Origin of the sequence: Xenorhabdus sp. KK7.4 (genome assembly GCF_963876465.1) — a bacterium.
GTDB lineage: Bacteria > Pseudomonadota > Gammaproteobacteria > Enterobacterales > Enterobacteriaceae > Xenorhabdus > Xenorhabdus stockiae.
Genome location: NZ_CAWNQF010000013.1, coordinates 131,011 through 148,422 on the forward strand (window position 1 = coordinate 131,011; position 17,412 = coordinate 148,422).

The following is a 17,412-nucleotide window of genomic DNA, read 5'->3' on the forward strand; positions in this document are numbered from 1 at the left end:
AGATTGAACTATGGGAAAACCGTTCTGGCGAAGTGTTGAATACTTTTTTACAGGAAACTACACCGCTGATGATGGTGATAATAATATTGTTGCTATCGGATTTGGCGGCCAAATTCATGCGTATGGTGGTAATGATCATATCGCGTTAGGTTCAATTGCTGCCTCGGTTTATACCGGTTCAGGCAATGATACTGTAGTCGGTGGTTCAGCATACCTGAAAATCAGCGATACCAGCGGTAACCTGAATGTAACAGGGGCATCCGGGTATGCGGAAATCGAAAAAGAAGGTGAAGGTAATATTGTTTTTTCCGGGGCAGCTGGTGGTGCGGTTATCCAGCATAATGGCCGATCCGGTCATCTGAACTATTCAGGCGCGGGTGCTTACAATAGCCTTAATCGTCATGGTGAAAATGGCAATATCACATTTTCCGGTGCTGGCGGTTATAACCATTTCTACTCAGATGTTACCCACGGCAATATCCATTTTATGGGAGCAGGTGGCTATAACCAGATCACGCGGAAAGGCACGGATGATAATTTCGGCGGAGAAGGTATGGCCTATGCAAAAGCAGAAGAGATGGTTCTGATGTCGGCAACGCTGGCAGGCAACTGGATCCAGAACCATCAGAAAGTCACCGCCGTTAAATCAGCACGGGAAACCAATACCCACCTCTTTGCACTTGTTGATGGAAACGTAACCAAAGTCAATAAAATCCATCTGAGCAATGATCCGCAAACCGGCAGACTGAAATATTTCACAACATCGTGGTTCAAGGAAGGTAATCATCTTAATAATCTGGCATCACATGATATCTCCGAACGTAACGGTTTCCAGATTATCAACCTTGATAACGCCTATACCCTGTCTGGCCTGAAGGCTGAATATCATCAGGCATTTACGATACATGCGATAGAGAAAGAACTGCCGGAAAATGAGTGGGTAACTTATGCTGACGGTGTTCAGATCGCGGCAGAAAATATTACGCTGTCAGATGCCCGAATGGGGGGATATGCCATTTCCACCGATGGCTCAACGGTTGATGTAAAACCGGTAAAATCCAATCGGATGGAAAATACTTATCTGTATGCCCGTGTGTTGGGAGAATATACCAAGGTTGTGGTCGTTCAACTGAAAAACGACCCTGAAACCGGGAAGCTGAAATACATCGCCACACCGTGGTACAAAGCCGGTGATCAAACGGCAGTAATGGCTGATCAATTTATCGGCCCTAATTACGGTTATTCCTCTTTGGGTAAAGGCAGTTATACGCTGAGTCATGTGCATTACAGCGTCAATACCGTCAGGGTAACATCCGGAACTATTGCTGATGTGAGCAGTGTCCGTGAACAGGCATTATTCACGTCTGATATAAAAAAAAATGACAGCAGCGGTGATGTCCGGTTCGAAGGCGCGGGAGGGGGAAATGTTATTAAATCCAATGTGGCCCGTGGCAATGTTTACTTTAAAGGGGCCGGTCTTGCGAATGTTATTCTGCACAACTCGGAAATTGGTGATACCGAATTCAGGGGCGCTGGTGCGGCAAATGTTATTTTCAAGAAAGGCAAAAAAGGCCATCTGAATTTCAACGGTGGCGGTATCGCCAATGTTATTACCCATATCAGTACGTCTCATCTTACCTCCGATTCATCCCCGTCTGATTTACCAAAAACCGATGACAGCCAGAGTCGGGTTATCGCTTTGGGTGGCGCTAATGTTCTGACCCGCAAAGGTCATGGCCGGGTCTTTTCTGTGATGGGAGGGGGTGCAAATGTACTGACTCATCTCGGGAATGGCGAAACAACCGGTGTCATGATGGGCGGTGCCAATGTTCTGACCAAAGTGGGTGACGGTGATACCACCGGCATCATGCTGGGACTGGGCAATGTCCTGACTCATGTGGGTAACGGCAGAACACTGGGTACGATGGGCGCTGTCGGTAACGTCTTTACCAAAGTGGGTGACGGGGAAACTATTGCCGCCATGCTCGCTGTCGGTAATATTTTTACCCATATCGGGGACGGTGAAGTCTGCGCAATGATGGCTGGCGGCGGTAATGTCTTTACCAAAGTGGGTAACGGTAATGCGCTGGCGCTAATGGTAGCACTGGGAAATGTGTTTACCCATGTAGGAGATGGCCTGAGTGTTGCCCTGATGGTGGCGAAAGGCAACCTTGCCACCAAGGTGGGGAATGGCGAAAGCCTTGCTGCCATGATTGGTGTGGGCAATGTAATGACCCATATTGGCAACGGGAATACTTTTGCCGCGATGGTGGGGGAAACCAATATTTTCACCAAAGCGGGTGATGAACTGACAGCGGCCGTGATGATTGGCAAGGCTAACATTTATACCCATGTGGGTCAGGGCACCAGTCTCGGTTTGTTTGCCGGTAATGCCAATATCATGACCAAAGTCGGGGATGGTACGACGCTGGCAGCGATGTTTGGTCAGGCTAACGTGATGACTCACGCTGGCAGCGGGCTGACCGGCGTACTGGCATTAGGTGAAGCCAATGTGGTGACGAAAGTCGGACATGAGTTTATGGGGGTTTTAGCCGCAGCTAAAGCCAACGTGATCACCCATGTTGGTCATGGCGTTACTGCCGGTGTTTTGCTGGGCAAGGGGAATATCCTGACTAAAGTCGGTAACGGGACAACGGTCGGCCTGCTTGTTTCCAAGTTCGGCAATATTATGACTCATGTCGGGGATGGCAATACCGTGGGTTTTGCCAAAGGCACGCTGAATCTGATGACCAAAATGGGAGACGGTCTGGCGGTCAATGCAGCCTGGGGTGATGCCAATATCATGACCCATGTGGGAGCCGGGGATCACTATAACTTTGCCAGAGGGAAAGCCAATCTGGTGACCAAGATTGGCGATGGACGTGCGGTTAGTGTTGTACAAGGCTCGGCTAACATTTTGACTCATTTAGGCCGTGGTGATGATTACACCGGCGCGTGGGGTAAAGCGAATGTGATCACCAAAGTGGGTAATGGCCGTCAGGTTACACTGGCGAAAGGCGATGCGAATATTGTCACGCACGTGGGTCAGGGCGACAGCCTTAATGCCCTGTGGAGCCAAAGCAATGTTGTTACCAAAGTGGGTGATGGTATGCAGATTACCGCAGCGAAGGGTAAAAGTAATATCACAACCAGCGTGGGGAATGGCCTGAGCGTGGTTGCTGCCCACGGTGATTTGAACGTAAATACCAAAGTGGGCGATGGCATCTCGGTCAATGTGGCCTGGGGTAAGCTCAATGTCAGCACCAAAGTGGGTGACGGGCTGAATGTCTCGGTAATGAAAGGCACCGGCAATGCCAGTGTTCATGTTGGTGACGGGATGAATATCCACGCTTCCTATGCCCGCAATAACGTCGCTATTCAGATAGGTAACGGGGATTTTTACAATCTGGCGCTGGCCTCCAGTAATACGGAAAGTCATAAACTGGCGACACTGTTCGGCAATATCAAACAGACGTTACTGGGAGCTATGGGCAGTCAGGGAATTAACTTTCTGGTGCAGGGTGATGAAGCCAATACATCAGGCAGTTACCGTGGGCGGGGTGCCATCAATTTGCCGGAAATAAACAGTCTGAAAGGCTTTGAACTGACGGAAATCGGTGAAGTCAGTTCCACGCTTTCCACTGATCTGCATGCCTCGGTGAGCCAGCTGAAAACACCGGATGTCGGCAGACTGGAATCCATCATGAATGGGGAAGAGCAACCCACGAAAAATCAGAAGCCTAACCTGATTATTAACGGGGATTTTGAGGCCGGTACACAGGGATGGCAAGCCACCAACGGGATTGAAGTCCAGCATCCGGCGGCGTCTTATGGGCTGGATGACGCAGGCCACGGTAGTCATGTGACTGAACTGGATGCTCATGCCAACACCACCATTTATCAGGATCTCCACCAGTTGAAAGCGGGAGAAGTCATTACCCTTGATTTTGACTTTGCACCGCGTGCAGGCAGCACCGATGATAACGGTATAGAAGTGCTCTGGAATGGTCAGGTTGTTTTCTCATCTTCGGACGATAGTATCGCCTGGCAGCATAAACAGCTGGTACTCATTGCACAGGCCGGTAGTAACCGGCTGGCATTCAGCGGCACCGGCAGAAGTGATGGCCGAGGTTATATTCTGGATAACGTTGTTGCATGCTCAAATCGTTCTGGAAGTGCCAAAGTGAAGCAGACACCACAAACCTCAGTGGCTGGTGAGGTGCTGGATGATAAGGAAAATGCTGAAGCCGACAGTGAACGACTGATGCAGGAAAGAGATCAACAGCTGGCGGCTATTGCGGATACTCAGAATCAGCTGGCAGCAACCGATCTTGATGCCCTGAATACGAACGGGCTGGCACAGCGTGATGTCATCAGGCAAGAGGATCAGGCTATCACTGATGATCTACTGGCGAAAGCTAAGGCACTAGAGAGTCTCGATAATCTGCCAAACGGGCATCATCAGGGAGATTCCGGTACACAATGGCGTCATGATTATGCGGGCAGGTTGTTGGATGATCTCCAGTCACAATTGGATAAAGCAAAAAACATTGCCGAGCAGCAACTGAAATCTTCGGATTCATCTCTTCTGCAACACCGGAATCAAATCGATACAGCTCTGGAAAAGTCAGAAGCGGGTATTGTCAGAAGTGAACAGAATCAACGGAATGCGCAGCAGGATATTACAGATGCCCGCAACCGGGCAGAATTCCGGTCGCAAGAGGCACAGTCACAGAAGATACGGGCCGCACAGGCTGCCTCTGATGGATATAACACTGCCCAGCAGGCAGAGCAGGATGCTGCAATTGAAGCGAAAAACAGCAGCCAGAAAACCGCCCGCAGAGAAAACAAAGGGAGTGGTTTATCCGGCCCGGCTTATGAACCAAATGGTGCAGAACATACCGGCAGCCATATTACTCAGGATATAGCGGCGCAGGGTGAGGGGCGTTTCAGGCTGGACCTCCCGGAGTCAGACGATAGTCTGGTGCCACTGGCTGATGCAAAACAGGCGCTGGACCGTTTACAAATTAAAGCAGGCATTATTTCCAGAAAGACAAATATTGTGCCTACCCGGCAGCCAGATGAGCCGCCCCGTAATATCACTCTTCCTGATGAAGTTAGTCGGGAAATTGATGCGTCTGAAACACTGCGCAGGGCATTGCCTGATATTTCAGTTGCGGTGACAGATAAGCTGGAAGCACTGGGGAATGAGCGTTTAGCTGCAGATTATGGTTTACCGCAAAACAGACAGATACCGTCAAATTCTGCCTCACTATCCACGATTACTGCAAGGGCACAAAAAGTCGCGGATATCTATCGCTGGTTGGATAGTGACACTGAGCGCCTGATGGATTTTTCAGCTGATGATTATATCCCCGTACCGGGAATTGCCCGTATTGATGTCGAGTTTTATGAGAGTCACCGGCAAAAGATGATCGATTATATCGAAGGTTATCTCAACAGCATTAAACACACTATTCCTCAGGCTCAGGTATCCTCACTGGCAAAATTATTTGTGGAATCCACCATTGATTATGACTGGGATAAACGTGTCCGTTTCATGGCTCAGCTGGAGCAGTACGGCTACCATTTTGATCCGGCTGACGGTGAACAGAGTGTGGTGACATTGCGTTCGGGGAATAATTCCCAGCAATACCGTGAATTGCTGAATGCTGCCCAGCCTAATGGAAAGAAAGTCGTTTATGACACTGATTTACCGGGGCATGCGTTCAGTAACACATTGAGTGAACGACTGTTGGATTGGGCCTCACATTCGCTTGACCCTCATGATATTCGTCAAAAAGAGCAGCAATCAGCCATTGAGGCCTCTGTCCGGAGCAATATGGGGCTTTGGAGTTCAGTATATGCAACTAAAGCCCGCGGGGATGTCTATGTGATAGCAGAAGGTGGCCTATTGTTGGGCAGCACCTTCTGGAACCTTGAATTACCGGTACTCCGCCAATTACAGCGTGAAGGGATGGTCGGTGAGATCCGTTTACTGGATAAACCCGCTGCCGAATATAAACATCTGCCATTGAAACAGATAGGCAGCCGGCTGAACGATAATGATATTGGCATGAAAGTACGTTTCGATGCCCTGAATCCGGTTGAGCAACAAAAATATCGGGAGATAAATGCCGATCATTATCAGCCGGATACATTAGTTGATTTGAACGTCAGGCTGGGTGCTATTGATAGTATGCTGAATAAAGCACTGCCGTTTTATCGGCTGCGTTCTGAACTGAATATTCTCATCCGTGAAGGGGCAGATAATACTTTTGAAGTGCATTCATGGCCGGAAAATCGTCATTCTCCGATTAAGATGATTAAGGTGGAAAACCCGAAAGATCCGGCACAGCTTAAAGTCATTGAACAATTCATTCTGGCTAATTATGAGAGTTATGATCAGTTCCCCAAAGAACTGCATTTCATCGAAAATAATATCGTTTCTTATGATCAACGGCGTACGCAGATTTTGGCTGAAAAAATTAACGGTCGCTGGAGTTACCGTCCCTCTGCTGAATTGATGTCAGTCGATGAATTGCAACAAAAGGCTTACATAAAAGGTAAGCCAATGGGGGAAAGTTACCGTAACGTCATTGATGCGCTGCAACGTTATGAGCAGGCACTGATGGAAGACCGGGATTATTCACTGGATGCCATCGAAAAATTAACTTACCTCTGCCAGCAGGTTGAAGGCTATGTGCTTGGGCACGCGGATTCAAAACGGACTCCGGCGATGCAACAGCTGTTATCCCAGGTTTATGGGCGCCTTTCTGAATCCATGACTCTGGCGGAGCCGACACTGAGAAGTTCAGGTGAAGGCAGCTTCAGCGAACTGTACAACAAACTCTCCAACTCTAAGCTCAGTGATTCCAAACACCTCTATATTGATACGCAGGGTGATTTCGTCACGCAGGGCCGATTCAGTGTGAAGATAGCCAAAGACACCGCGGGCAAGGGAGTCAGACTGGTTATGGAGGCCGTTACCAGAGAATATGGGCAGGACGTCACCAATGCCATCTTCTCCAAACTGAAAGCCAGTGATCTGGCAAAAGATGGTATCGGGATCGATATTTCAGGCCTCAAAAAAGTCCATCGGGAAATTGAGCGTCATTTATCGCCGGTCAGCGCCACCCTTTATATCTGGAAACCGAGTGATCACAGTAGCGTGGGACATGCTGCGCTGCAAATTGGTCACGGGCGTGTGAAAGTCAGCCCTGAAGAAGTCAGGGATTTCAATGACATGAACTATGTGAGCTGGTGGCCGGCAGGCAGCAAATCCCTTAATTTACAGGAGCTGATGGAGACAAATAATAGTCAGTCTGATTTTCGGATCCGCTGGCGTGACCTCAGTATGCCCGCTCATCAGAATCCGGCTTTGAGATATGACGTTGCCTCCGAAGAAGATGATGATTTTGGTCTGGTTGATGGCTCAGGTGAACTGAAAGAATTCGTTGAAAAACTGAGAGCCGTAAAAGGCGTGGATGCCAAGTTTAAGGATGTCAGTGAAAGTTTCGCGATGGCTGCACTGGCTAATCCTGAGATGCTTAAATCGGCTGAGATACCGCCTCATATTTATCAGCCATTCCTTGCTCAATGGCGGGATGACAATATGGATATGCAGGAAGTGGCTCAGCGTTTTGCCGAAGTACTGCGTATGGCAGCAGAATTGCAGAATTCTAAACGCATGGAGCATTTAATTGGCAATGTGACGCGCCAGTTCGCTGAGCGAGAATTAGCTGACATTAACGCTTTTAAAGATGGCAAAGCCGATCAGGGACGGGTATTCCGCATCAATCTGGAAGGCCTTGATGTAGCGGCAATGCAGGCTGAGTGGGAAAAAATCAGCACAGACCCGGATGCGCGCTACCAACTTTTCGCCAAAAACTGCTCAACGGTTGTTGCCCGTGTTCTGAAAGCCGGCGGCGCAGAAAACGTTCTCGGTCATGCGTGGCGTCCCGGATATGGTATCTGGAAACCTAACGATCTCTTTCAATTTGGTCAGGCATTGCAGAAGGCGACACAGGCTGAGCGGGTCAAAAATAAATATCGTCGTTTGAATAGTGATGGTGTGGGACGGATCCTGGACCAGCCGGATGATCTTTATGAAGAGATACTGGAAAAAGTGGCGATTGAAAATGATGGTTCACCATTACGTGACAGTGAGCCACGTAACCCGCTGGCTCGCTTTATGAATAATGAGCTGTACGGGATGAGAGATGATCGCCGGCGTATCGGTAAAGCAGTGCAAATAGGGCTTAGCCGGGCAATTGAGCGAAAGATGGCAGAAAAAATCACGTTGCGTGGTGAGGCGGGGCGTCTGGAAGGTTATTACCATCTGAGTGCTGTGGAGCCGTCAGACAAGGTCGTGCTGTTTATTCATGGTTCAGGTTCTTCCGCAGAAGAACAGGCCAGTAAAATCCAGACACATTATCAGCAGCAGGGTGTTGATATGCTTGCTGTCAGTATGCGCGGTTACGGTACCAGTGATGGTCGCCCCAGTGAAAACGGCCTGTATCAGGATGCGCGTACCATGTTCCGTTATCTGGTCAACAATCGTGGTATTAAACCTGAAAATATTGTGATTCACGGCTATTCAATGGGGGCACCGATTGCGGCTGATCTGGCCCGTTATGTTGGACGAAGAGGGCAACCTGTTGCCGGCCTGCTGTTTGACAGACCGATGCCCAGTATGACCAAAGCCATTACAGCTCATAATATCCTGAATCCGACAGGCGTCGTTTCTGTACTGGCAAAATCGGTTAACGGAAAATTCTCAGTGGAGAAGAACCTACAGGGTATTAGCAAAAAGACCCCTATCATGGTGCTTACTGGCCGGGACGGGCTGGGAACCGAAGGCGAAAAACTGCGTACTAAGCTCATTAGCACCGGTTATAACATCTCTGGTGAACATACTTATCTGGGGCATGATTCCAGCCGCCGGATGATGGAGCTGTACGCTAATAAGATCGTTACCAACTTGTTTGAAAGCAGTTTGTCTGAAAGCAATTTGTCTGCAAGCAGTTTGTTTGAAACTAACGTGCGAGAACAGGAAAGTGCTGCTATCAAAGGCATCAGGAACGATTTGAAGCGTTATATGCAGTTTTTACAGTCCCATACAGATAAAACCGGCAGAGTGTACGATCTGCGGGCGACAAAAAAATTCCTGTCAGGCTACGGGCATAATCAGGCTGAACATCTGGTTGAGAGTTTCCATGCTGATATGGGAATTAAGCAATTGGTGGATCTGCTGCTGAAAGGCAATTGGACAGCGGAGCAGAAAGGTGCGTTATCCTGGGAAATTGAAAACCGGGCACTGAAACTCAGCTTGCGGCCAAGAATAGAAAAACACAGCCGTCTGTTCCGGGATGTCGCTTCTACCGGTGCTGAGGACTTGCAGGCAAACGAACATCTGGCTCCTCAACTGATGTTGCTGAATCTGTCCAATGATGGTTTCGGCGGGCGTTGCATGCCGCTGTCAGAACTGGTTCTGCTGGCAAAACATCTTGAGAATGACGGGCAGGATAACGTCAGCAATGATTTTCTGAAAAAACTCTACTCTGCGGCTTCTGTCCTCAGCCATCCGGAGCTGTACGCTGAATCGGAAAAAGCTAACGCCAGTAAATTACTCGGTGCACTCTCTGCACTCTATATCCGCGCACCGATGTTTGATAATACGTTCAGGGCATGGAAGAAAAAACTGAGTGGTAATCAGGCATTAACCGTGAAGGATGTCATCGACGAAATTACGGTATCCAATGCGGATGGCCGGGCGATTTTACTTGAGCTGAATACCTCGGATCATGCTATGGCGGCGTGGTCAAAAGACAACAGCGGAACGCGGATGTATGGGTTCTATGATCCTAATGTCGGTATTGTGGAATTCTCCTCGGCAGAGAAATTCAGTGCTTATGTTAAGCGTTTCTTTAGCCGTTCTGGCATGAATATGGCGCAATACTACGGTATGCCCAAAAATGAGCATCAGGAAAGCTTTTTCAATCAGGTGATTGTTGTGGATGGACGGGCGCTGGCTTCTTATCGTCCGGTCATTGATGACAAAATGAACCTGAGAGATATTCTGGCAATGGAAATTTTTGATGGCTCCCCCATGAAAAATGCTTTAGGCACAGAGCGCCCGCTACATAATCAAAATGTTGCTTCGTGGGAAGACATTACCGTTACACCGCAACCGGAAAGCGGCTCCAGCCGTTTTGACAGCCAGATCATTATCCAGACTGAGAATGACCCGGTTGTTGCCAGAGCTGCTGCCAATCTGGCAGGGAAACACCCTGATTCCAGTATCGTTGTTCAGTTTGACTCAAATGGCCAATATCGGGTGGTATACGGTGATCCAGCCAGACTGACAGGTAAACTACGCTGGCAGATTATCGGTCACGGGCGTGAAATTACTGAATTAAATCATACCCGCATGGGGGGCTATAATGCGGCTGAATTAGCGATCAATTTAAAACAGTTCAGCCGTGATTTCCGCTATGGCGGAACACCGGAGCATATCAGCCTGGTGGGATGCTCTCTGATCAGTGATGATAAGCGCGATGGCTTTGCCCGCCATTTTATGACTGAACTTAAACAGCAGGGTATCCGTGCTTCAGTCTCTGCACGCAGTAGTAATATTGCCGTGGATAATACGGGGCGTAAATATACCCGAAGAGATGCACAGGAACAGTGGGTGCATAAGCTGCATGACAATAAAACGGTTCTGAACTGGAATGCTAACGATGAACTGGAAACCCGCTCAGAACGGGTACGTCATGGTATCTCTGAAAGTGACATTGTACTTGCGCGTATCGGCAGCCGAAACACCAGTACAGCCGCCACCGGCGCGATTGCCGATAACAGAGAAACCTTTCACTCATCACGTAAACGTCTTGTTCAGAATAACGATGATGCGAGCAGACCATCAAAAAACAATCAACTCAGTTATTCCGGCAATGTGCAGCTGCAAATTGGTGACGGAGAATTTACCTCCATTAACTGGGGAACCACAAATGTCGGCCTTAAATTAGGAACGGGAGGCTTTAAGTCTCTGGCGTTTGGCGATAATAACGTCATGGTTCATCTGGGAGACGGTGACAGCAAACACAGCGTGAATATTGCCGGTTATCAGGCACTGGAAGGCGCACAGTTGTTCATCGGCAACCGGAACATCAGCTTTAATCAGGGACGCAGTAACGATCTGATTGTCATGATGGATAAATCTATTCCGACACCGCCAATGCTTAACCCGTTTGACGGCGTATCCCGTATGTCAGGCGTTTTGCAGGATATCTCCGGTTCGTTCTCTTCTCCGGGCTGGCTGGCCGCTCAGGAAGAGCAATGGACAATCGCCAGTGTGAAAAAATACCTACAGGATATGTCAGGGCTGGATTTGACCAGCAGTGTGGACTACCGTTCACTGACTGAGATGGGTTCTCAGGAATTACGCAGTGGCCGTGGCCTGAAGAACGATATCGAAAGCGCACTGAACAAAAAATACAACCAGTGGCTGGGAGGAGAGGCGCCGAAAGTCAGTAATCTCAGCCGGGCAGACCGATTCCGACAGGCCAATGAAAAACTCGCCTTTAACTTTGCTGTTGGCGGGCGCGGTGCGGATATTCAGGTGACAACCGGTAGCTGGAATTTTATGTTCGGTGACAATATTCAGTCGCTGCTGGATATTAATCTGGGGTCACTGTTTGGCCTGATGACCCAGCAGTACACAACAACAGGGCTGGCGAGAACGACATTCACTTATAGTGTTCTGGATTTACCGCGCCAGCTAAAAAATAAACTGTTGCGGAGCCTTGCCCGTGTTGATGCAGATACCACTTTAGGCGAAATCTTTAATGTGGATTACACCGCGGAAGGCCACATTATCTCCCGAAACGGTCAGCCTGTGGATGGCGTTGCGGTTATACAGGAGATGCTGGAGGTCATCAGCGGCTTTAGCAGTGATCAGTTAAAGGCGCTTATTGATCCGCAAACCCTGAAAGATTACATCAAAGAGCATTCGGCGGCAGATACTGATGCCCTGAATTCTTTCCTTGAAAATCACGGGCTGAAAACGAAAGCCCCTGTTAATGACCAGCCAAAACAGGCTGAAGAACAGCCCGGAGACAATGTACAGCCAGAACGCACAGCCGGTTTTAACTCATTTAATCTGCCAAACCTGTTTGCAACCTTGTTCAGCCAGAAAAAACAGCAGGACATGCAAAATCTGGTCACCAGCCTGAAACAGAACCTGACCGCAGATTTACTGAATATGCAGGACAAGACCTTTGATTTCCTGCGTAACAGCGGTCATCTGCAAGGTGACGGTGATATTCACGTTTCTCTGGGTAACTATAACTTTAACTGGGGTGGTGACGGTAAAGATATGGGCGCTTATCTGGGCGATAACAACAACTTCTGGGGAGGCCGTGGTGACGATGCGTTTTACTCGCTCGGTACTTCAAATGTTTTCACCGGCGGTGAAGGTAATGACATGGGCGTTCTGATGGGACGGGAAAACATGATGTTCGGCGGAGCCGGAGATGATGTTGCCGTGTTGGCTGGCCGTATTAACTACGCCTATATGGGCAAGGGTAACGATCAGGTCTTTGCCTTTGGTGAAGGCGGAGTCATTGAAGGGGGAGAAGGACGTGACTATATCGTGGCCTCCGGTAACTTTAACAGTATCGATAGCGGGGAAGGGCAGGATTACGTCGTTGCCATCGGTAACAACAATCAGGTGGCACTCGCAGAAGGCAATGATTTTGCCACTGTATTCGGTAATGAGAACCGGATTGAAGGTAATGAAGGCAATGATTCCATCAAACTGATGGGTTATCACGCCCTGATCAATGGCGGAGAAGGAAATGATCACCTGATCGCCGATGTGGTTTCCAAATTCAGCCAGCTCAATGGCGGTGACGGTGATGATTTGTTGGTACTGGGGGGATATCAGAACCGCTTTACGGGGGGGACAGGTGTGAATAGTTTTGTCGTCAGTGGTGATGTGATTGATAACCTCGTTGAAGATATCAAATCCAGCGACAAAATTATCTTCAATAACCTGAACTGGCAGAACCTGTGGTTCCAGCGCAGCGGCTATGATTTGGTACTGCTGACAGCCCGTCATGTCACCGATACCTCTGCTCAGGGGCAGTTTGAAGCCACCGGTTCGGTCACTTTCAATGATTACTTCAATGGTAATCAGGCGGATATTATCACCCGGATAGGGGATAAAGATGCGAGAGGAGAACGTGAGTTCACCGCGCTATCAACTCATGCGGTAGATTCACTGGTGCAAGCCATGAGTGGATTTGCTCCAACAGTCGGAGACAGTGGTTTTATGGATTCTCTTGATAACCAGACAAAATCCGCGATTGTCGCCGCTTGGTCAGATACAACAATTGGCAAAGACAGACTGATTTGATGTTGTTTTATACCCAATGAATTTACTCAGCTAAAGGCTGGTTTCCGGTGAGAGGCAGAAGCCTCTCACTTATTTTTCATGAGAATAGACGCAGCATGTTTGATTGAAGTGAACGAAATTAACAAAGAGACAATATGAAAGATAATAAACATGTTAATTATCTTTCATTATTAAATGGTTTTATAAAATTCATACTGTTAAATAATAAAAAATTTTTATTTTTATTTTTATTTTAATATAAATTAGTCATTTTAATTTTTTTAACTAATGTGATTTTATTTATGGGTTTATTCTGGAAATATCTTAGTGTTGGGTCTAGTATTTTATATATGTTTAGTGTAAATCGTGACGCTCACCATTTTTAAATGTAGTTAATCTATATGATATTGAATGGTTTTTATATTAATAATTATGTGGGTTATATTTCTGTGGGATTATACTCAATGGATTTATGTTTTTTTGTAATGATAAAAATAAACACCTCATTAAAATGATGATTATTTTTATTCTTTCTTTTTAGAGGGTGATTATAATGAATTTAAAACAAAATAATGATTTAATAATAACCAGTCTACCCACTTTCACTCTTATATTACTTGATGGAAAAAGGGAAGGTGAGCTATTTGCTAATGGAAATATGCAACTTGGTATCGCTATTGATATACTCGCTGCGAATGTTCACTTGGATAAAGTAACTTTATCTCCTGAACAATTAGATAGCATTGAGTTAGTTGATATAGTAACGCACGAAAAATTAACTGGTGATTGGACATACAGCTCTGATGAAAACGATTACTCTCACACGTATCCACGAGGTGATGTAACCAGGGGCATAAATTTATCATCTGGAAGAGACACCACCAACGATGATGGATCTCAGCGAAAAGTTTATTGGTTGACAACAAAAAAAGAGGAAACTAAGGAAATCATCGCGAAAATTACATTGTGTGGGAAAGAATATTTATCATATCATAATGTCACTGCAGACGGATCGCATATTGATGTTCACGGTCGTCGAGCAATTGTTTACGATTCTAGTGATCTTAGTGATCTTGGTCATGAGGTTGCACTCAGAATAGACAGTGGCAAATATGAATATAAAACGACTGTTATTAACCATTATATTGATGGTGATGATGTCCCTCAATCGCCTAGTTATAAATACTTTGAATGGATTAAAAATAATTATTATATATATCCTATTAATAATGGTCAAAAGGTTGATGTGCAGGATGTGGAGATTCACAATACCATAAACGATAATAATCCTCTCATGTATGATTACCTAAGATTCACCCACCACACAAGAGCTAACCACTTTTACCTTTGGTTTCTTTGGGGATTATATCAAGATAAGAAAATCGCTGGAGCTGAATATCGAAGATGGGAATATCAGTATTGCCAGTATTTCTCAGTATTAAACGAAGCTACTCCGCAAGTACGTATAGTAACAAAACCCCACGAAAAGAAGGCTATTAGTATGAGTAGGTTATATTTCGAAAATCCAGAAGATGGTTTTTGGGAAGATAAAAATGACTATATTCCAAAATTCAAATTCCATGATGTCTATGGTAATGAATCCGTCTTGTTAGAAATTATTATGGATGATGCTGATAATTTTCATTTTCGGGACGCTGAATGATATATATTTCATAAATAAGTAAGGGTATATAATGTAGATGTTAAAAATAATATTTATATTTTAGTCGAGACTGACTATTTGAATATTATTTTATGGCTTTCCAAAATATTTTTTATTTCTGTCACTGCCGGTAATTTAATATATGCCAGATGGGACACTATTTACGTCCTAATTTTAATAAGGTGATAAAGATGAGCACTGACTTTTTTTCTCAGGCTACTAATTTTCAAAGTGCGGCGGCAGGTAGGGTTGATCCGCGATTGTCGCCGCTTGGTCAGATACAACCATCGGCAAAGACAGACTGATTTGATGTTGTTTTATACCCAATGAATTTACTCAGCCAAAGGCTGGTTTCCGGTGAGAGGCAGAAGCCTCTTACTTATTTTTCATGAGAATAGACGCAGCATGTTTGATTGAAGTGAACGAAATTAACAAAGAGACAATATGAAAGATAATAAACATGTTAATAATCTTTCATTATTAAATGGTTTTATAAAATTCATACTGTTAAATAATAAAAAATTTTTATTTTTATTTTAATATAAGTTAGTTATTTTAATTTTTTTAACTAATGTGATTTTATTTATGGGTTTATTCTGGAAATATCTTAGTGTTGGGTCTAGTATTTTATATATGTTTAGTGTAAATCGTGATGCTCACCATTTTTAAATGTAGTTAATCTATATGATATTGAATGGTTTTTATATTAATAATTATGTGGGTTATGTTTCTGTGGGGTTATACTCAATGGATTTATGTTTTTTTGTAATGATAAAAATAAATACTTCATTAAAATGATGATTATTTTTATTCTTTCTTTTTAGAGGGTGATTATAATGAATTTAAAACAAAATAATGATTTGATAATAACCGGTCTACCCACTTTCACTCTTATATTACTTGATGGAAAAAGGGAAGGTGAGCTATTTGCTAATGGAAATATGCAAATTGGTATCGCTATTGATATACTCGCTGCGAATGTTCACTTGGATAAAGTAACTTTATCTCCTGAACAATTAGATAGCATTGAGTTACTTGATATAGTAACGCACGAAAAATTAACGGGTGATTGGACATACAGCTCTGATGAAAACGATTACTCTCACACGTATCCACGTGGTGATGTAACCAGGGACATAAATTTATCATCTGGAAGAGACACCACCAAGGATGATGGATCTCAGCGAAAAGTTTATTGGTTGAAAACAAAAAAAGAGGAAACTAAGGAAATCATCGCGAAAATTACATTGTGTGGGAAAGAATATTTATCATATCATAATGTCACTGCAGACGGATCGTATATTGATGTTCACGGTCGTCGAGCAATTGTTTATCACCCTGAAAATATAGATTTTAAATTTATAGAAAATTTTACTAGCGGGAAATATGAATTTAAATCAACTGAAACTACACATAGTATATTCGGGGATGAAACTCATCCACCAACTTTTTCATATCATGATTGGATTCAAAATAATTATTATATTTTTCCTTTGAGTGGATATGAAGTGAAAGATGTTTATGTCCAACATACAAAAAATGATGAAAATCCTAATAGATATGATTATCTAAGATTTACTCATCATACAAGAGACAATGATCTTTTTCTTTGGTTTATTTGGGGGAGGTATAAAGAAGAAGAGAAAAATGCAGGAGCGTCGTATAACATGGTTGAAAAAGATAAAAGAGATATAACAATACGTTATGAAGCAACCCCACAAGTTAAGATAGTAACAACACCACGTACAGATGTCGTTAGCATGAGTCGCCTCTATTTTGAAAGTCCACTTTCTAAACGTGACGGTATATTTCCTGATGATAGTCATTTTTGGAATGATAAACCTAATCAGGTTCCACAGTTTAAATTCCATGATATCTATGGTAATGAATCGGTCTTTATAAAAATCATTATGAATAATGCTGATAAGTTTCATTTTCAGGAAGGCTGAATGATATGTGTTTTATTTTATAAATTAGTGAGGATATATAATGGAGACATTAAAAATAATATTTATATTTTAGTCGAGACTGACTATTTGAATATTATTTTATGGTTTTCCAAAATATTTTTTATTTCTGTCACTGCCGGTAATTTAATATATGCCAGATGGGACACTATTTACGTCCTAATTTTAATAAGGTGATAAAGATGAGCACTGACTTTTTTTCTCAGGCCGGGAATTTTCAGAGCACCGCCGCAGGCCGTGTCGATCCGCGCACGGGGCTGTTTAATTATGTGATGCCGGTGGCGCACCTTATCGGCAATAACCAACTGGGGCCGGAGCTGACCCTGGCGCTGGCATACAGCCCGCTGAATTCAGCGGATATCGGCTTTGGCATCGGTTTTTCC

The 17,412-nt window shown here is 45.0% G+C and carries 4 protein-coding genes; all 4 read left to right on the plus strand.

The features are described 5' to 3' along the window. Positions 1-10 precede the first annotated feature (10 nt). A complete protein-coding gene (gene rtxA, locus AACS90_RS03575; RefSeq protein WP_099121729.1) occupies positions 11-13,420 on the plus strand; it encodes an MARTX multifunctional-autoprocessing repeats-in-toxin holotoxin RtxA in 13,410 nt (4,469 codons plus the stop codon). A 532-nt stretch (positions 13,421-13,952) separates the two neighbouring features. Next, positions 13,953-15,062: a hypothetical protein gene (locus AACS90_RS03580; protein WP_099121730.1), complete on the plus strand. Its 1,110-nt coding sequence runs from the start codon at positions 13,953-13,955 to the stop codon at positions 15,060-15,062. Positions 15,063-15,898: 836 nt separating this feature from the next. Continuing rightward, positions 15,899-17,011, plus strand: coding sequence for a hypothetical protein (locus tag AACS90_RS03585; protein ID WP_099121731.1), 1,113 nt, complete (start codon positions 15,899-15,901; stop codon positions 17,009-17,011). A 200-nt stretch (positions 17,012-17,211) separates the two neighbouring features. Continuing rightward, the coding region (locus AACS90_RS03590; protein ID WP_153043654.1) for a hypothetical protein at positions 17,212-17,412 on the plus strand (201 nt) is incomplete at its 3' end.